General features: G+C 69.9%; 18 protein-coding genes. 6 read left to right on the top strand and 12 right to left on the bottom strand.

The features are described from left to right. Positions 1–58 precede the first annotated feature (58 nt). On the bottom strand, positions 59–1,915 hold the full coding sequence (locus JOF29_RS28395; RefSeq protein ID WP_209697474.1) for a DUF5107 domain-containing protein: 1,857 nt from the start codon (positions 1,913–1,915) through the stop codon (positions 59–61). A gap of 36 nt (positions 1,916–1,951) precedes the next feature. On the opposite strand from JOF29_RS28395, the gene JOF29_RS28390 reads away from it, so the two are divergent. Continuing rightward, positions 1,952–3,607 (top strand): FAD-binding dehydrogenase, encoded by a 1,656-nt coding sequence (locus JOF29_RS28390; protein WP_209697473.1) that lies wholly within the window; start codon positions 1,952–1,954, stop codon positions 3,605–3,607. Positions 3,608–3,618: 11 nt separating this feature from the next. Here JOF29_RS28390 and JOF29_RS28385 read toward each other — a convergent pair whose 3' ends face one another. After that, on the bottom strand, positions 3,619–4,500 hold the full coding sequence (locus tag JOF29_RS28385) for a serine protein kinase RIO (RefSeq protein ID WP_209697472.1): 882 nt from the start codon (positions 4,498–4,500) through the stop codon (positions 3,619–3,621). A gap of 149 nt (positions 4,501–4,649) precedes the next feature. Next, positions 4,650–5,360: an NIPSNAP family protein gene (locus JOF29_RS28380; protein ID WP_245359538.1), complete on the bottom strand. Its 711-nt coding sequence runs from the start codon at positions 5,358–5,360 to the stop codon at positions 4,650–4,652. Between the two features lie 168 nt (positions 5,361–5,528). On the opposite strand from JOF29_RS28380, the gene JOF29_RS28375 reads away from it, so the two are divergent. Together JOF29_RS28375 and JOF29_RS28370 are read left to right on the top strand one after the other, a co-directional pair. Continuing rightward, entirely contained in the window at positions 5,529–6,320 is a 792-nt protein-coding gene (locus JOF29_RS28375) for a sigma-70 family RNA polymerase sigma factor (RefSeq protein WP_307863737.1), read from the top strand. A 97-nt stretch (positions 6,321–6,417) separates the two neighbouring features. After that, positions 6,418–7,284 carry a hypothetical protein gene (locus JOF29_RS28370; RefSeq protein WP_209697471.1) on the top strand — a complete coding sequence of 289 codons (867 nt, stop codon included), beginning with the start codon at positions 6,418–6,420 and terminating at the stop codon, positions 7,282–7,284. A 24-nt stretch (positions 7,285–7,308) separates the two neighbouring features. Here JOF29_RS28370 and JOF29_RS28365 read toward each other — a convergent pair whose 3' ends face one another. Beyond that, positions 7,309–7,974, bottom strand: coding sequence for a hypothetical protein (locus JOF29_RS28365; protein ID WP_209697470.1), 666 nt, complete (start codon positions 7,972–7,974; stop codon positions 7,309–7,311). 145 nt (positions 7,975–8,119) lie between these two features. Here JOF29_RS28365 and JOF29_RS28360 point away from each other — a divergent pair, with 145 nt between their 5' ends. Next, the gene (locus JOF29_RS28360) at positions 8,120–10,210 is read left to right on the top strand and encodes a thiamine pyrophosphate-dependent enzyme (RefSeq protein WP_245359536.1); all 2,091 of its coding nucleotides are present in this window, start codon (positions 8,120–8,122) and stop codon (positions 10,208–10,210) included. Here the strand turns inward: JOF29_RS28360 and JOF29_RS28355 are convergent. Beyond that, positions 10,203–10,679 carry a DnaJ family domain-containing protein gene (locus tag JOF29_RS28355; protein ID WP_209697468.1) on the bottom strand — a complete coding sequence of 159 codons (477 nt, stop codon included), beginning with the start codon at positions 10,677–10,679 and terminating at the stop codon, positions 10,203–10,205. The genes JOF29_RS28360 and JOF29_RS28355 overlap by 8 nt on opposite strands. Before the next feature lie 80 nt (positions 10,680–10,759). On the opposite strand from JOF29_RS28355, the gene JOF29_RS28350 reads away from it, so the two are divergent. Next, positions 10,760–11,341, top strand: coding sequence for a hypothetical protein (locus JOF29_RS28350; protein WP_209697467.1), 582 nt, complete (start codon positions 10,760–10,762; stop codon positions 11,339–11,341). Positions 11,342–11,354: 13 nt separating this feature from the next. Here the strand turns inward: JOF29_RS28350 and JOF29_RS28345 are convergent, their stop codons facing one another. Genes JOF29_RS28345 through JOF29_RS28325 form a run of 5 tightly spaced genes read right to left on the bottom strand, consistent with a single transcriptional unit; the run spans position 11,355 to position 15,377 of the window. Next, positions 11,355–12,101 carry an SDR family NAD(P)-dependent oxidoreductase gene (locus JOF29_RS28345; protein WP_209697466.1) on the bottom strand — a complete coding sequence of 249 codons (747 nt, stop codon included), beginning with the start codon at positions 12,099–12,101 and terminating at the stop codon, positions 11,355–11,357. Further along, complete coding sequence (locus JOF29_RS28340; protein ID WP_209697465.1) at positions 12,098–12,571, bottom strand: SRPBCC family protein; 474 nt, start codon at positions 12,569–12,571, stop codon at positions 12,098–12,100. Before JOF29_RS28340 ends, JOF29_RS28345 begins: the two co-directional genes overlap by 4 nt. Continuing rightward, on the bottom strand, positions 12,568–12,903 hold the full coding sequence (locus JOF29_RS28335; RefSeq protein ID WP_209697464.1) for an ArsR/SmtB family transcription factor: 336 nt from the start codon (positions 12,901–12,903) through the stop codon (positions 12,568–12,570). The genes JOF29_RS28340 and JOF29_RS28335 overlap by 4 nt, the downstream gene beginning before the upstream one ends. Positions 12,904–12,963: 60 nt before the next feature. Next, positions 12,964–14,364, bottom strand: coding sequence for an aromatic amino acid lyase (locus JOF29_RS28330; RefSeq protein WP_209697463.1), 1,401 nt, complete (start codon positions 14,362–14,364; stop codon positions 12,964–12,966). Further along, on the bottom strand, positions 14,364–15,377 hold the full coding sequence (locus JOF29_RS28325) for an ornithine cyclodeaminase family protein (RefSeq protein WP_209697462.1): 1,014 nt from the start codon (positions 15,375–15,377) through the stop codon (positions 14,364–14,366). The genes JOF29_RS28330 and JOF29_RS28325 overlap by 1 nt, the downstream gene beginning before the upstream one ends. Before the next feature lie 64 nt (positions 15,378–15,441). Between JOF29_RS28325 and JOF29_RS28320 the strand changes: the two genes are divergently transcribed. Further along, the gene (locus JOF29_RS28320; RefSeq protein ID WP_245359532.1) at positions 15,442–16,146 is read left to right on the top strand and encodes a YqeB family protein; all 705 of its coding nucleotides are present in this window, start codon (positions 15,442–15,444) and stop codon (positions 16,144–16,146) included. Here the strand turns inward: JOF29_RS28320 and JOF29_RS28315 are convergent. Beyond that, the gene (locus JOF29_RS28315) at positions 16,143–16,529 is read right to left on the bottom strand and encodes a pilus assembly protein CpaE (protein ID WP_209697461.1); all 387 of its coding nucleotides are present in this window, start codon (positions 16,527–16,529) and stop codon (positions 16,143–16,145) included. The genes JOF29_RS28320 and JOF29_RS28315 overlap by 4 nt on opposite strands. A 103-nt stretch (positions 16,530–16,632) precedes the next feature. Continuing rightward, positions 16,633–17,001, bottom strand: a complete 369-nt coding sequence (locus JOF29_RS28310; RefSeq protein ID WP_209697460.1) for a hypothetical protein — start codon at positions 16,999–17,001, stop codon at positions 16,633–16,635. Positions 17,002–17,007 lie beyond the last annotated feature (6 nt).

Genomic DNA, 17,007 nt, shown 5'->3' with positions numbered 1-17,007 from the left:
GGACCATAGTAGAGTCCGGTGGAGCGGTGTTTCTAGAGGTAGAGTTGACCTGTAGTTGTCAGTTTTCGCCCATTCCGAACCGGTACTGCGGCGGTACTGGCCGCTGGGTGCCAAGCGCCGCCTCCGTCGCCAGCCAGTAGTCGGTGAGCGGGTTCGCGCCCTCCCGGACGGTGGCCAGCTGGATCCCAGCGGCCAGCAATTCATGGGCTTTCGCCGGATTTCCAGTCGCCAACGCGTGCCGTACCCGAAGCAGCTGGATCCGTGGATCGTCGGGCGCCTGCGCGAGCATCCGCTCCGCCCGCGGTACGTCGGAGTCGAGCGCAGCCGCGACCGCCTCGACCACCAGCGGTACCAGCTGGGGCTGGAGGGCGACGGCGCGCTCGTAGTAATCCAACTCGCCCGTAACTACACCGAGGTTGCGTAGAGCCCAGGCGTTGTCCCCAGACCGCCGCCATGCCTCAACGGCCCCGTCCACGTCACCGTCGTAGTGCCGCGCCACGCCCCGGTGGTACCAGACCAGCCAGTTGTCCTCGGCTGCCTCCAGCAGCTCCCGCCACGCGACCAGGGTCCCGTCCGGTACGTCGTCCTCTGCCGGCAGCTGCCCGTCGAGCAACGGCAACCAGGCCCGCTCCCGCGCCGTCAGGGTGTCCTCACTGAACGGCGTACCACCCGACACCGTCCAACCGGTGCGCTTCGACTCCAACGCGCCCCACCCCGAACCGACAGCCAGCCGCTCCACCGGCGCGGCATCGACGACCGTCAGCCAGGCCTCCTCGCGCGCAGCCAGCCCCTCCAGCAGAGGAGCCAAGGCAGCAGCCCCACCGTCGCGGGCCGTCTTCCAGTCCTGCGCATGCGCGACACCGGCGTCCATCGACAGGCGCCCGTACGCCTCCAGCCAGGTCCACGAGGTAGCAGCCGGCAGCTTGAGGTGCTCCATCTGGGTGCGAGCAAGCCCCGCCTGGATCTCCGCGTACCCGTCACCGGACAGACCGGGCGCCAGCCACTCCTGCCACCGCCGCCCGCCGTCCCCCTGCCCCCACACGAACAGCTTCCGCCCACGCAGCCGCTCGGTCGACGCCTGCACGAGCCCGTCGCCATCAGCGTCGACAGACGCGATCCACGGCCGCTCGTCGGCCAGCGGCTCGAAGAAGTAGTCGATCGCCCGCGGATGCCGCATCGGATACGTCAGGTCCGTGGTCACGTCGACCAGATCGAGCCGGCTGCCGTACCCGAACTGCCACGCCTGGTCCGCCGGCACCAGCATCCGCCGGTCGGGCGACTGCGGTACGGCGATGTTCGACCACCAGTACGCCGGGACCTCGACGTCCGACGGATTCTGCAGGCGTACGCCGACGTACAGGAACTCCGAGTCCTCCGGCAGCCAGAAGTCGAGCTGGGTGACGAGGTTCCGGGTGCGTTCGAGCTCCCACAGGCGCAGGACCGGCGTACCGTCCGGGCCCTCGACGGACGCGGCGTGCATCGGCGCGCAGGTACCCGTCCAGTGGCCGGTGCTGCCGACGTTCCACTCGACGCCGCCCGCGAACCAGGCGTTGCGCAGCGCGAGGTTCGCGGGCTGGAACGCCGGGTTGCTGTAGAGCAGCTCGGTGCCGTGGTGGACGAGTGAGTACAGCAGGCCGCCGAGACTCGGCAGCACGGTCGCGCGGACGTGGTCGTTCTCCAGCACGAGTGCAGGCAGCGGCGTCTCGACGAGCGTGCGGTCGTACGCGTCCTGGTTCAGGCACGGCAGCGGGCTGTGCAGCCGCCCGTACTCGATGTTCGCCCGCAGGTCGGGCGGCAACTCCGCGAGGTTCACCACCTCGTGGGCCTCGCGGTGCGTGCCGAGCGGTGCGAGCGGATTCTCCGGACCGAGCGAAGCTGCAGGAAGTACGAGGTTCTGCGCAGAAAGGATCGTCACAGCCCCATCCTCCCAAGTGCGCTATACATGGTCGACATGGACGCTGATGTGATCGTCGTCGGGGCGGGGCTGGCCGGGCTGGCCGCGACCGCCGAACTGGCGGACGCGGGCCGGAAGGTGCTGCTGCTCGACCAGGAGCCCGAGGCGTCGCTTGGTGGCCAGGCGTTCTGGTCGTTCGGCGGGCTGCTGTTCGTGGACTCCCCCGAGCAGCGCCGGATGGGGATCAAGGACTCCCACGACCTCGCGCTGCAGGACTGGCTCGGCTCGGCCGGGTTCGACCGGCTGGACGACGAGGACAAGTGGGCCCGGCAGTGGGCCGAGGCGTACGTCGACTGGGCCGCCGGCGAGAAGCGTCCGTGGCTGCACGGGCAGGGTGTGCGGTTCTTCCCCGTGGTCGGCTGGGCCGAGCGCGGCGGGTACCACGCGGACGGCCACGGGAACTCGGTGCCGCGTTTCCACATCACCTGGGGTACCGGGCCGGGGCTGGTCGCGCCGTTCGAGCGCCGGGTCCGGGAGGCGGTCGCGAGAGGGCTGGTCGAGTTCCGGTTCCGCCACCGGGTGGACGAGCTGACCGTGACCGGTGGGGTGGTCGACGGTGTCGCGGGCAAGGTGCTCGAGCCCAGCGACGTACCGCGGGGTGTGTCGAGTTCGCGCGTCGAGGTCGGCGACTTCGACCTGAAGGCGCAGGCCGTGATCGTCACGTCCGGGGGGATCGGCGGCAACCACGACCTGGTCCGGCAGCAGTGGCCGGAGCGGATGGGTAAGCCGCCGAAGCGGATGATCAGCGGCGTACCGGCGCACGTCGACGGCCGGATGCTGGCGATCACCGAGCGGGCCGGCGGCCGGTACGTGAACCGGGACCGGATGTGGCACTACACCGAAGGCATCCAGAACTGGGACCCGATCTGGCCGCAGCACGGGATCCGGATCCTGCCGGGTCCGTCGTCGCTCTGGTTCGATGCCACCGGCAAGCGTCTGCCGGTGCCGTTGTTCCCCGGGTTCGACACTCTCGGGACGCTCGAGCACATCATGACGACCGGGTACGACTACACGTGGTTCGTGCTGACCCAGAAGATCATCGAGAAGGAGTTCGCGCTCTCCGGCCAGGAGCAGAACCCGGACCTGACCGGCAAGGACATCCGCGGCGTCCTGGGCCGCGCCCGCGGTGGAGCGACCGCGCCGGTGCAGGCGTTCATGGACAAGGGCGCGGATTTCGTTGTCCGCGGCAACCTTCCGGATCTGGTCCGGGGGATGAACGACCTGACCGGTGAGAACCTGATCGACCTGGACGACATAGAGCGGCAGATCCTCGCCCGGGACCGGGAGCTGACCAACACGTTCACCAAGGACCTGCAGGTGACGGCACTCCGCGGCGCCCGCAACTACCGCGGCGACAAGCTGATCCGGGTCGCGCCGCCGCACCGGATCCTGGACCCGAAGGCGGGCCCGCTGATCGCCGTCCGGCTGAACATCCTGACCCGGAAGTCCCTCGGCGGCCTGCAGACCGACCTGGACTCCCGGGTACTGCGTGCCGACGGCACCCCGCTCCCCGGTGTGTACGCCGCGGGCGAGGTGGCCGGCTTCGGCGGCGGCGGCGTCCACGGCTACCGCTCACTCGAAGGAACCTTCGTCGGCGGCTGCCTCTTCACCGGCAGAACCGCCGGCCGCGCCGCCGCGAAGGCCGTCTCCTAGAACACCATCAGCTAGAACACCATCGTGAGGAGGTCGGCGAAGAGTTCCTGTTCGTCGGTTTCCAGGCCGCGGTTCGTGAACCAGGTGGCCATGTTGTGGCAGTCGCGCAGCAGGAAGTCCATGCCCTTCGGATTGCCGACGATGTCGACGACCTGCGGGAGGTCGATCATCACGATCCGGTCGGCCTGGGCGAGGACGTTGTACGGCGAGAGGTCACCGTGCGCGAGTCCGGCCCGGGCCAGCTCGCGCATGCCGTCGCGGAGCTGCTCGAAGTACACCCCGAGCAGTTCCTTGGACGGCCGGACCTGGGCGAGCCGTGGTGCGGCACCGCCCTCGCCGTCGTCGATGAACTCCATCAGCAGCTCGGTACCGTCCACCTGCACGGGGTACGGCACCGGGACGCCGGCCGTCCACAGCCGGTTCAGGGCCTCCCACTCGGCGTACGCCCAGCCGCCGGCCGCGACGCTGCGCCCGTGGGCGGACTTCTTCGCCATCGCCCGGCTGTCGCGGCTGTTCCGCGTCCGCCGGCCTTCGACGTACGACGTACTGCGGTGGAAGGACCGGTGCTCCTCGGTGCGGTACCGCTTCGCGGCCAGCAGCGAGGATTTCGCCGGGTTGTCGCCGATGGCTTCGACGGCCCGTTCGACCAGGAAGACGTCGGCTTCCTTACCGGTTTTGAGGACGCCGAGCTCGGTGTCGATCGCAGCCTGTTCCGTCACGACCCAATCGGGTCGTGGCTCCGGGCCGCGAGAACCGCGCTCGACGTCCAGCCAGGTGGACCACCGCTGATCCGGCCGAAGCTGCTCGTCGACCGAATGGAAGTCGAAGACGAACGGGTCGGCCGAACCCAGGTCTGAGTAGTTATCGGTGAGTTCGTACTCGGGGAAAGACAACGGGTGTGCTCCTGAACGAAGAGGTGAGGCTGACGCGGACATGCCGCAGCACAGAGATGGCCATCCGTCAGCCCTCCTTAGGTCCAGGCAGCGCTCGCCGCCGCTCGGTCAACCCAGGATGCCCGCCCGTTCCGGGTCCCGCAACGTATTTACCGGAACTGGGACCCCGCGGTCGGGCTCAGCCGCAGCTCCTGCATCGGCCTCACCGACCGGCAGACCAGCTCGGGCAGTACCTGCTCCTGCCAGACCGATGACGCGGCCAGTTGCCGGCGGTGTTCGTCGTACGCCGGGATCCCGGGGAAGCGCGCGAACCAGGCGAGCACCACCTCGTCCCGCAACGGCAGCGGCGGAAAGTTGTTCTCGGCAACCAAGGTCTCGAACACCGCGACCGGTTCGGCCCCCGTCGCGGTCAGCACCGGTACGACGTGATCCTCGAAGTACTCGACGAACCCGTCGTCCGCGGCGCCGCGGTGGTACACCGCCCCGGCGACCACGGACGCCGTGCCGCCGGGTCGCGGCGCGTCCAGGGCGGGGTACGCCGGACCGAGCCGCACCGGCTTCAGCAGCAGCGCGTTGTCCGAGTCGATCATCGTCGCGTTCGCGGCCGCCGAGTGCGCGCGCCAGACCGGGCCGTAGTAGAAGGCGTTCAGCGCGTCCGCACGCGCAGGCAGATCACGGAAACCACGGATCCAGACGAACCGGTCCGGGACGTCGAGATCCCGGAACTGACCGGCGATGTGCATCCCGGTGGCTTCCTGCCCGTCGACGAAGTACGTGTCGAACAGCTCGATCAGGGTGTCCCGCCGGCCAGGGCGCAGGGTGTACTGGCGGAGGTCGACGATGGCGCAGCACTCGTTCATGAGTGCGAGCAAAGCACCGAAACCTGACAGTTACTGTCAGGCGACACTCGTTTCAAACAGCCGTAACAGGCGGGTACTTGCAAGCTCCGGCCGAGTTTGATCTGGTGGAGTCAGTGGTTGAGCCCCCTGCCACCAGAAGCTTCACGACGACACGACGAGGTATCTCCCGTGACGATCGCAGCTATCGAAGATTCCAAGCAGAGCATCGCCGACGTCACCCATGAGCTGCTGCTCGAAGCGGACAGCGTCCCCGATCCCCGGCACCAGGCCTGCCTCGATCAGGTCGTGATGCTGAATGCACCGGTGGCCCGGTCGATCGCCTCCCGCTACCGCAGCAAGGGCGTCGACGCCGACGACCTCGAACAGGTCGCGTACCTCGGCCTGGTGAAGGCGGCCAACGGGTACCGGCTGGATGCGGCGACGGCGTTCCTGTCGTACGCCGTACCGACCATCCGCGGCGAGCTGAAGCGGTACTTCCGGGACTGCGCGTGGACGATCCGCCCGCCGCGGCGGGTACAGGAGATGCAGGGCAGTATCGCGGCCGCGGAACCGGAGCTGATCCAGCGGCTCGGTCATGTGCCGAGCGACGAGGAGACCGCGCGGGCGCTGGGCACCGATCCGGCCGAGGTCGCCGAGGCCGCGTCGGTGCGCGGCTGTTTCAGCACGCTGTCTCTGGACGCGCCCGGTGCGGCGGAGGGCGGGACCAGCCTGCTGGAGACGGTCGCGGACGCCGAGGCCGGCTACGACCTGGTCGAGGACGTGCACCGGCTCACGCCGGCGGTGGCGAACCTGGGCGACCGGGACAAGCGGATCCTGCAGCTGCGGTTCTGCAACGGCTTCACCCAGGAGGAGATCGGGCACGAGCTCGGCGTCAGCCAGATGCAGGTCTCGCGACTGCTCCGCGGCATCCTCGAAACCCTCCGCTCCGAGCTGGCCGAGACGGTACCGAAGAACGGGTAGTGGTCCCGTCCTGGCGGGTTCCATGGCTGCGGCCAGGCGGGACGGGGAGCGCGCGAGCCGAGTACTGCCCGTTCTTCGGTGCGGTAGCGTCGCAGGTGTGGACTTCGAGGAGGCGGCGGATGCGGTGTACGCGGCGCCGGCGGCCGACTTCATTGCTACTCGCAACGAGCTGGCCAAGCAGCTGAAGGCCGCCGGTGACCCGCTCGGGTCGACCCGGCTGAAGGCGCTGCGCAAGCCGACCGTCGCGGCGTGGATCGCGAATCTGGTCGCTCGGACGTTGCCGGATGAGCTGGATGATCTGCTGGCGCTCGGGGACGAGTTCCGGGAGGCGACGGCGGATCTGGACGGCGAACGGCTGCGGGAGCTGACGCCGCGGCGGCATCAGTTGCTGGATCAGTTGGCGAAGGAAGCTGCTCGGCTGGCGGGCGATGCGGGGCAGAAGCTCAGTCCTGATGTCGGGCAGAAGCTGCGCGAGACACTGGATGCCGCGCTGGTGGATCCGGCTGCTGGTGATGCTGTTCGTGAGGGGCGGCTGAGTAGTGCGTTGCGGCATGTCGGGTTCGGGGTTGTCGACGAGAACGGCGAGCCGTCGAACGTCACACCGCTGACCGACGACCGCCGGCAGGCGGCTCAGGACCGGCGGGCGGCGCGACAAGCCGAAGAGGCGGCCGAGGAGCAAGGGGCTACCGAGCAGGAAGAGCGCGAGCAGCAGGAGCGGGAGGAACGCGAGCAGGCCGCGAAGGCGGAGGCCAAGCGGGCGTTCGAGGACGCGGTCGCCGCGGCACAGGACGCCGAGGCGAAGGTCGAGGAACTCGACAAACAACTGGACGACGCCCGCGATGCACTCTCCGAGGCGCAGGCACTCGTCCACCAGCTCGGCACCGACCTGGACGAAGCCCGCCGCACAGCACGCGAGGCCCAGAAACACAGCCGCGAGGCCCGCAAGCACTACAACCGCCTGTAGGCAGGCGCCGGCCCGGGTGTGGGGTTATTCGCCGGGGATGGGGAGTAGGTAGCGGCTGGGGTTGGCGGGGGCGCCGGCGTCGAGCCAGCGGTGGAAGCCGGTGGGGTTGCGGCGTTCGAATTCGTCCAGGCAGATGCGACGGACCTCGGCGACCGCCTGTCGGTCGCGCGCGCCGGCGCCGTGGGCCAACTGGGTCGCGGTTTCCGACCAGACGCCGCACAGCTCGGCGATCGACAACGGGCACTGCAGGGACGCGATCAGCTGCTCGTCCTCGGCGAGCTGCGCGTCAGTCAGCCGCTCCAGGTTGCGCTGCCGGAGAGACTTCCGCGGCGACGCAGGACGGTGCACGCCCCGATCCGGTACGACGAGATCGATCAGCACGAACACCACCGCAAGGATCAGCCCCGCGGTCACGCCGAGTGCTCCCCAAGCGAGCAGCCGTACCAGCCCGGGCAGGCACAGCACCGCGCCCGCAGCCGACGCCGCGACCAGGGCCGCCGAACCGTACGGCGCTTCCTCCGTCACGTGCCGGACCACCGCGGCCAACGGCCAGACCAGCACGAACACCACGACCAGCAGCACCGAGGCCGCCAGCGGGCCGAGCAGCAGGACACCGGCCATCGCCCCGGCGGTCCCGACTCCGAGACCGGCCGCGACGCCCACCCGCCGTACGACCCGCGAAAGGTGCATCACCACAGCTCACTCACCGTCACCACACCCCACAGAGTCCCCCTCGCCCGGTGAACGAACAACCCCGGGCCGCGGTTCCCCGAGTGACCTGTTCAACTCGTGGTCGCTGCTGTCATCGGCGCGCACTTCCCGGATCATGGTTGAAATGAGGACCTTCGCCGAACGCGTCCGCGGCCTCGCCCCGGCCCCGTGGGAGCACGACGCAGACCTGCTCCGCGGCCTGTACGACGCTCAGCTCGGCAGCCGGCACGCGGACCTGGCAGCCCGTTGGATGCAGTCCCAGGGCACGGGCTTCTACACGATCGGCTCGGCCGGCCACGAGGGGAACGCGGCCGTCGCCGCCGCCCTGCAGCCGACCGACCCGGCACTGCTGCACTACCGCTCCGGCGCGTTCTACCTGACCCGGGCGGCGCAGTGCGGCTCGAAGGAGGGCCTGCGGGACATCCTGCTCGGCGTCGCCGCGGCGACCAGCGAGCCGATCGCGGGCGGCCGGCACAAGGTGTTCGGCCGGCACGAGCTGTCGGTCATCCCGCAGACGTCGACGATCGCGTCCCACCTGCCACGGGCGATGGGCGTCGCGTTCTCGATGAACCGGTCGGCGAAGCTCGGCGTACCGTCCCCGTGGCCGGCCGACGCGATCGTGGTGACCAGCTTCGGCGACGCGTCCGCGAACCACTCGACCGCGACCGGCGCGATCAACGCCGCACTGCACGCGTCGTACCAGGGCCTGCCGATGCCGTTGCTGCTGGTCTGCGAGGACAACGGGATCGGGATCAGCGTGCGCACCCCGGACGGCTGGATCCGGCAGGCGTACGGCTCCCGCCCCGGCCTGCGGTACTTCGACGCGGACGGCACCGACCTGGACGCGGCGCTCTCGCTGGCGACCGAGGCGGCGACGTTCGTACGGCGGAACCGGCGCCCGGCCTTCCTGCGGCTGCGGACCGTCCGGCTGCTCGGCCACGCGGGCTCCGACGTGGAGACGGCGTACCGCTCCGCCGCCGAACTGGCCGCGGACGAGGAGCTCGACCCGCTGCTGGGTACGGCGCGTTACCTGCTCGGGTCGGGCTACTCCGTGGACGAGATCGTCGAGCTGTATGAGGACAAGCAGGCGGAGGCTCTCCGGATCGCGGCCGAGATCGCCGGCCTCCCGCAACTGACCTCGGCCGAGGTGATCGCCGCACCGCTCCGCTTCCCACCGCCGGACGCAATCCGGACCGCGCTGCCGCGGCGCACTCCCGCCGACGAGCCGTTGACGTTGAGCCAGTCGATCAACCGGGCGCTCAGCGACGTACTGGCGTCGTACCCGGAGGCGATGGTGTTCGGCGAAGACGTCGGCCGCAAGGGCGGGGTGTACGGCGTGACGCGCGGGCTGCAGAAGGCGTACGGGCCGGCCCGCGTGTTCGACACCTTGCTCGACGAGCAGTCGATCCTCGGTCTCGCGCTGGGTGCGGGCGTCTCGGGGCTGCTGCCGATCCCGGAGATCCAGTACCTCGCGTACCTGCACAACGCCGAGGACCAGTTGCGCGGTGAGGCGGCGTCGCTGAAGTTCTTCTCGCAGGAGCAGTACGCGAATCCGATGGTGCTGCGGATCGCCGGGTACGGGTACCAGAAGGGGTTCGGCGGCCACTTCCACAACGACGACGCGATCGGCGTACTGCGGGACATCCCCGGGATCGTGATCGCGTCACCGTCGCGGCCCGACGACGCGGCCGGGATGCTGCACGCGTGCGCGGCCGCGGCGCGGGCGACCGGCGCGGTGAGCGTGTACCTGGAGCCGATCGCGCTCTACCACCGGCGGGACCTGTACGCCGACGGCGACGAGCAGTGGCTGGCGCCGTACGCCGGCGAGCCGGTGCCGATCGGGCGCGGGCGGACGTACGGCGACGGGACCGGGCTGACCATCGTGACGTTCGGGAACGGCGTACCGATGAGCCTTCGGGTGGCCGCGCGGGTGCCGGGGATCCGGGTCCTCGACCTGCGCTGGCTGGCGCCGCTGCCGGTCGAGGATCTGTTGCGCGAGGCAAACATCACCGGGAAGGTGCTGGTCGCCGACGAGACCCGCCGGTCGGGCGGGGTGTCCGAGGGCGTCCTGGCCACGCTGATCGACCACGGGTACGCCGGCCGGCTTGCGCGGGTGACGAGCTACGACTCGTACGTCCCGCTGGGCGCGGCCGCGCACGAGGTACTCCTCAGCGAACAGACGATCGAGCAGGCCGCCCGGGACCTGCTCAGCTGAAGAGACGCTGCCAGAAGGACTTCTTCTGCGGTTTCGGCGGCGCGGAGCGCGGAGTGGCCGGCTCGCGGGCGGGGCGTTCCATCCGCCACTGGGCGATGACCGCGTCCTCGTTGACCGGGCCGGTCGGGACCACGGGGCCGGTGGTGTCACGGATGGCGAGCCGGATCCGCTGGTTCAGCTCCGCCAGGTACTCACGGACCTCGGACTCGCGGCGCATCCCGCGGACCTTCTCGTGGACCTGCTGCTTCTCCTTGCGGAGCTGCATCGCCGACGGCAGCAGCGCGTCGGTCTCGATGTTCTCCCGGCGGATGAAGTCCTTCACCCACCAGTCCGGGTCGTGCCCGTCGGCCAGCCGCAGCGGCTTCCCGGCCAGCGCCAGGTCGTCGAACTCGCCCGCGTTCTGGGCCTGTTTGATCTGGGCCTCGACCCAGTCCTGGGTCTTCATGCCCGGTGGCTTGCGCTCGGTCATGCTCGGCACCTCACCCTTGGAGTTGCTTCGGGATCTCAGCCTACAAGTTTGTGAATGCAATCACAAGGCATACTCGAGATGTGCAGCTGACCGACGAAGAGATCGCGGCGATGACGCCGGCGGAGCGGCGGGCGTTGATCCTGCGGCTGGTGCCGCGGCCGGGCGGACTGCCGTCCCGGCGGACGATCGACCGGATCCGCAAGTGGCGGACCGTGCTGATCATGGTCTGCGTTGCGGTGCTGGTCCCCTGGACCGTGTACCTGGCGCTCACCCTGCCCGACCACTACGTCGCCCGGAACTGGGGCGCGACCTGGGTCGGGTTCGACATCCTGCTGCTGACCATGCTGGTGCTGACCGCGATCGGCGGCTGGAAGCGTAAGCAGTTCGTGTTCCCGTCCGCGTTCGCGTCCGGCGTACTGCTGCTCTGCGACGCCTGGGTGGACGTGATGACCAGCCAGCGCGGCGACGACCTCACCCAGGCGCTTCTCAGCGCGGTCCTGGTCGAGCTCCCGCTGGCCTTCGTCCTGATCGCCGGCCCGCTCCGCCTGCTCCGCTACCTCGCGGTCCGGCACGGCGTGATCCAGGCCGACACACACTTCTGGCGAATGCCGATCCCGATCCCAGACCTGTACTCCGACCACCAAGTACCGCCGACCCCGTGAACGCTCGACTTGGCTAGTTGACGACGGCGCCGGCGGTGAGGTTGAGGGCAGTGCCGGTGAAGGCGGCGGCTCGGTCCGAGGCGGCGAAGGTGGCCGCGGCGGCTACGTCGGCGAGGGTTGCCGCGCGGTTCAGCATGGTCTGGGCGGCGGTCCGTTCGGCGACCTCGCGGCGGAAGTCCTCGGGGTAGGTGTCCGGGTTCGACTCCGGAATGCCGTTCGTCTGCAGGGTGACGACGCGGATGCCGTGCGGGCCGAGCTCGCGCGCCAGGCTGCGGCGGAGCGCCTCCACCGCGCCGAAACCGACCTGGAAGCCGCCGAGGTTCGCCGCCGGGTCGCCGTACCCGCCGAAGGTCAGGATCACGCCGGAGCGCTGCTGGATCATCCGCCGGGCGGCCGCGCGGGACGTCAGGTAGAAGGTGCGCAGCATGTTCCGCACCGGCTCCTCGACGTCGGCGAGGGACATGTCGACCAGCGGCGTACCGAAGTACTGCTTGTGGCCGATCAGGTTGAACGAGACGTCGATCCGGTCGAGGACGGCGGCGTGCCGGTCGACCGACTGCTCGTCGAGCGCATCGACGACGGCGACCTCGGCCTTGCCGCCCGCAGTGCGGATCTCGGCGGCCAGGCGGTCGAGAGTTTCGGCGGTCCGGCCGGCCAGGTGGACGGTGGCGCCTTCCCGGGCGAACGCTCGAGCGACCGCGCCGCCGATCGGTCCGGTCGCGCCGTACACGATCGCGTGTTTGCCATCCATGAGGGTCATGAGGTTGCCTCCAGTTCGGTGACGAGGTCCGCCAGCTGTTGCATGGACGCGCGGATGCCGCGCTCCATGCCGCCGTCGACGTACAGGTCCCGGTCCTCGACCGCGAAGAACACGGTCCGTTGAGTGAGGGTGGTGACCCCGTCGGCCTCGTCGAACGTGATCAGGTTCAGGTAGACGGTGCCCGGCGCCTGGTCGAACTCGTACGTCTGCACGATCCGCTCCGGCGTCGGCTCACCGTGGTACAGACCGTGGAACACGTAGCCCTTGCCCGCGGCGTCGTAGTGCGTCCAGCGCCAGCGGCCGCCGTGCCGCGGGTCGAGCTGGTTGACGACGAGCTCGAGCCCGGCCGGCCCCAGCCAGCGTTTCACCAGGTCGGGCTCGGTGTACGCGCGGAACAGCAGCTCCCGCGGGGCGTTGAACGTCCGGATGATGACGACCTGCGGCGAACCGGGCTCAGCGATGATCTTCACAAGTCCTCCAGCAGGTCGTCGAGCCGATCGAAGCTCTCCGCCCAATAGGCCCGGTAGTCCATCAGCCAGTCGACCGCGCTCCGCAGCGGCTCGGCCTCGAGATGGCTGAGCCGCGCGGTCGCTCGTTGCGAGCGGCTGATCAGCCCGGCCTGCTCGAGCACCTTCAGGTGCTTGGACACGGCCGGCTGCGACATGCTGAACGGCGCCGCGAGCTCGGCGACGGTGGCGTCACCACCCTTCAGCCGGGTGAGGATCGCGCGCCGGGTCGGATCGGCGAGCGCCGCGAAGACGCCGGTCAATCCAGATTCATAACTCAATGGTTCTGAAACCATGTGGTTAACAATGCACGGCAGCCGGCGGCGCTGTCAAGGTGTTCCTGAGTGGGCGCCGGCTTAGAGCACGTGGGTGAGGATCGCGGTCAGGTCGTCGCCGAACGGGCGGTCGGCGTCGATCGGTGGTACGACGTCGTCGACCGCCTCCAGCAGAGGTTGAAGGCCGGGTGGGACCGGGCGTTCGGACAGCGCGAAGGCTTGCCGTACCGCGAGGAGTTCGCAGGCTGTTGTTTCGCGGGTATGACGGATCGCTTCGCCCAGGTTGCCGACGGCTTCCCAGGAGAAGGTCTGGACGTCTTCCTGGCCGTTGGACGTCTCCGCCGTACTGATTGCCGTGGGCAACGTCAGGCGACGGAGCTGATGGGTGATCGCGACGGCGCGTTTGTGGACTGCTACCAGGCCTGCTTGTGGTCCGGGATCGCGGGCCAGCTGTGCATGGAGCCCAGTCACGGTCGGGTCGAGGAGACGGTGCAGGCGGGCGGTGGAGACCTCGGCCGCGTGGGCGAGAGCCGCGGTCAGGTGGTCGCAGTACGCCGTCAGGTCGAGGCCGTGGAATCCGGCGGTGCCGACGAATTCGCCGTCCAGGTAGGCCGGTGAGTCGGTGACGCCGTCGAACGCGCGCTCCACGGCGTCGTCGAGCTGCTGGAGGGTTCGCCGTACATGCGCGACTACTTGCCCGGCTATCCGGAACGAGACCGGCGCCTGCAAGCCGCGTGGGTCCGGCTCCGGGCCGGCCAGCTCTCTGAGGCGCGTGAGCTCGGCGGCCAGTACGTCGTCGCCACGGCCGACCACAGCTTGATACGGATCGCGGTTCGCTCCGACGACCGCGATTGCTCCGGCGGATACCGCGGTGAGGTGATCGGCCAGGCGGCGTGCTCTGGTGGCGTTCAGCGCGGCGCGGCCGGTGGCGCCGGGAATGCCCGCCAGCAAGGCGATACCTTCCTTCGGCCCGAGCTCGAACGGCGGCAGCAGCCCGGCCGCCGGGCGCACGTCGGCGCCGTCGGTCACCCAGCCGAGGCCTACCAGCGGGCCAGCGGCGTGAGCGAGCGGGATGATCTCGCCGGCCGATCCGGCGCCTTCGGAGGGGATCGCGGGGACGTGGCTGCTGTTGATGAGGGCAACCAACTGGTTGACGAGGCCGACGGAGACCGCGGCGTCACCGGTGAGGAAGGTGCGGAGGCGGCCGATCAGGACGGCGCGGGCCTCTTCGGGCGGCAGCCAGGGCGGGCCGCCGGCTGCGCGGGCGAGGAGGAGGTTCCGTTGGTGGCGGCGTTGCTCGTTGTCGGTGAGGCGGCGTTTGCTGAGGTTGCCCATCCCGGTGTTCACGCCGTACACCGGGTCGCCGGATCCCAACGTCTGCAGGGCTTCGGCGCGGATGGCGGCCAGCCGCTCGAGGAGGGCGGGTGCCAGCTCGATCGGTTCGGCGCCGGCCGGATCCAGATCGCTTGGTTCCTTGATCATCAGTGGAACCGGAGCATCGTGCCGGCGTCGGCGGACTCGGCGCGGCGGAGTATCAGGTGGGCGATGGCCACGTCCAGGAGGGACAAGCCGCGGTGCCAGAAGAGGGTACGTTCGGTGGGGGTTTCGCGGCCGGGCTTGCGGCCGGCCACGATCTCGCCGATCTCGGCGTACAGGGTGTCCGGCGACAGGCGGCCGGTGTCGACGTGCCGGCGGAGCGACCCGAAGCGGCCGGACCGGGCCTCCCGCCAGTCGTCGACGACCACCTTGTCGATCACGTCCAGCAGGTCCAGCTCGACCGCGGAGACCGTCCCGTACGGTACGACGAACGCGCCGGGCCGGACGGCCGCCGTCCGCAGCAGCGGCTCGGGCTCGGTGAGACGGGTGGCCTCGACGAGTACGTCGGCGCCGTCGAAGGCCTCCGCCGCGGTCGCGCACACCCGGATCGGCGTGGACAGCTCCACAGCGAGGTCCGCGGCGAACTTCTCCCGGAACTCCGGGCGCGCGGACGTCACCCGGATCTCGTCGAGGTCGAGGAGGTCGTCGAGCATGGTCACGTTCCACCACGCCGTACCCCGGGCGCCTGCGTGCGCGAGGATCTTGCTGTCCCGGCGCGCCAGGTGCCGCGCCCCGACGGTCGTCATCGCGCCGGTCCGGGCCGCGGTGATCATGGTCGCGTCGAGCACCGCGAGCGGTACGCCGGTGGTCGGGTCGAACAGCGTCGCCATCGCGAGCTCGCTGGGCAGGCCCCTCAGGTAGTTCGGGACGAAGTCGCCGACCACCTTCACGCCGCTGATGCCGTGCTCACCGAGCCCGTCGAGGTGGCCGCGGAGGATGTTGAAGTGACCGATGCCGCCGTTGTCCGGTGTGAGGTGGACGCGTGGCTCGAACGCGGTCCGGCCCTCGCCGTGCTCGCGGACCGCCTCCTCGACGGCGTCGACGATCTCCAGCCGGGTGAGACCGAGTGCGTCGATGTCGGGGCCGCTGAGGAAGCGCAGCCAGATTCCGTCGGACACTCGGTCTCCTTCGGTTGCCGTCGATCGATACTTAAGTTTCGCGCGCGCACGTTACGTTCAGGACATGGGGTCGATGACAGGTACGCCGGAAAGCACGGTGATCGGGCACTCGGCCGGAGACAAGGTGCTGCTGTTCGGCGGACTGCCACTGGCCGGGCTGGTGCTCGGCTTCTTCCTGCCGCGGATCGCGCACTGGGCCGGCGGTCACGAGTGGGTGCCGTTCCAGGGACCGCTGCGTCTGATCGCCGCCTGGGACAGCTGGTGGGTGGTGGTGATCTGCGTACTGGTCGGGCTGGTTGTCGGCGTCGTACTGGCCGGGATGGCACTCGACGACACGCTGCGGGTGACGATCAGCAACCGGTCGGTGGAGTTCCTCAAGCACCAGAAGACCGTGGCCGTGCCGCGCGAGAAGGTGTCGGTGGCGTTCCTGGAGGGCAAGGAGATCGTCCTCCAGGACACGAGCTCCCGGGAGCTGGCCCGCGAGAAGCACGACCAGTTCAAGTCCGAGACACCGAAGATCGCGGCCGCGTTCCGCGCCCACGGGTACCCGTGGTCCGAGGCCGGGGACCCGCGCGAGGCGGACTTCCGGCGCTGGATCGAGGACGACCCGGACCTGCCGCCGGCCGTGAACGCGATCCTCAAGGTCCGCTCGAAGGCCTTCGACGACGGCGACAAGGGCAAGGCCGACCTGCGCGAACTCCGCGACGAGCTGACGAACCTCGGCTACACCGTGAAGGACAAGGACAAGAAGCAGTACTGGCGGGTCTAGGCGCCGAGGAGGTGGATCGCCGCGTCGGCGTACGCCTGTTCTGCGTCCGGGGCGGTGTGGACGCTGTCGGTGAGCGTGATGCGGTAGCCGTCGGGGATTGCTTCCAGGGAGCGGAAGTGCCGGCCGAGGAGGGCGCGCAGCTGCTCCTCGCGCGGCAGCCAGATGACTTCGCGCTGCTCGATGCTGTCCAGGGCCCACTCGGTCGTGCCGTTGAAGCCGATCACCTTGCTGCCCTGGTAGTCGTGCACCTCGACGGTCATGTCGCTCACCACGAACACGTCGTCGTCCATGTCCCGGTCCGGTACGACGAACCGGTCCCCGGCGCCGGGCGCCCACAGCACCCCGGCCTTGCGCAGTCGTCCGGCCTGCTCGATCGTGATCACCCTTCCATCCTCCCCACGGCAGGCAAATACCGCAGGTCGGCGCGAGCCGCCACCACCGAGATGCGGCTCGCGCACGGACCGTGAAGCAGGATGTGACGCAGGATCAGCGGTGCAGGGCGGTCCGGAGCTCCTCGGCGCGGCGGGCGATCCGGTCCCGGCACTCGGTGGTCAGCGGCAGGTCGATCAGCGTGGTCGCCTGCAGGTGGCTGAGCCCGAACTCGGCGCGCAACCGGCGTACGGCGGCCGGACGGTCGGCGGCGGAACGCAGTACCGCTGCCACCTCGTCGCGGCGCTCGAAGGCGGCCAGGACGCCGTCGTAGATCTCCAGCTGGGTGTACGCGGACCGGTCCGGCTCCGCCATCGTGTGCTCTCCCTTGTCACTGGTTCGGATCACCTGCCGCCAGAGGGCGGGTACGGCGAGCCGGGCGCGGGTGTAGCGCCGGGTCAAGGGCTGGGCGTAGGTCATGGTCATTTCAGG

This window comes from Kribbella aluminosa, assembly GCF_017876295.1.
GTDB classification, from domain to species: domain Bacteria; phylum Actinomycetota; class Actinomycetes; order Propionibacteriales; family Kribbellaceae; genus Kribbella; species Kribbella aluminosa.
This window is presented reverse-complemented; position numbering and strand designations above follow the sequence as displayed.

Coding starts and splice junctions, on each gene's coding strand:
- JOF29_RS28345 (WP_209697466.1), bottom strand. CDS start 12,101: ATGACCCTCATGGATGGCAAACACGCGATCGTGTACGGCGCGACCGGA.
- JOF29_RS28380 (WP_245359538.1), bottom strand. CDS start 5,360: ATGAACGAGTGCTGCGCCATCGTCGACCTCCGCCAGTACACCCTGCGC.
- JOF29_RS28335 (WP_209697464.1), bottom strand. CDS start 12,903: ATGGTTTCAGAACCATTGAGTTATGAATCTGGATTGACCGGCGTCTTC.
- JOF29_RS28390 (WP_209697473.1), top strand. CDS start 1,952: ATGGACGCTGATGTGATCGTCGTCGGGGCGGGGCTGGCCGGGCTGGCC.
- JOF29_RS28310 (WP_209697460.1), bottom strand. CDS start 17,001: ATGACCATGACCTACGCCCAGCCCTTGACCCGGCGCTACACCCGCGCC.
- JOF29_RS28320 (WP_245359532.1), top strand. CDS start 15,442: ATGGGGTCGATGACAGGTACGCCGGAAAGCACGGTGATCGGGCACTCG.
- JOF29_RS28330 (WP_209697463.1), bottom strand. CDS start 14,364: ATGATCAAGGAACCAAGCGATCTGGATCCGGCCGGCGCCGAACCGATC.
- JOF29_RS28365 (WP_209697470.1), bottom strand. CDS start 7,974: ATGCACCTTTCGCGGGTCGTACGGCGGGTGGGCGTCGCGGCCGGTCTC.
- JOF29_RS28355 (WP_209697468.1), bottom strand. CDS start 10,679: ATGACCGAGCGCAAGCCACCGGGCATGAAGACCCAGGACTGGGTCGAG.
- JOF29_RS28360 (WP_245359536.1), top strand. CDS start 8,120: ATGAGGACCTTCGCCGAACGCGTCCGCGGCCTCGCCCCGGCCCCGTGG.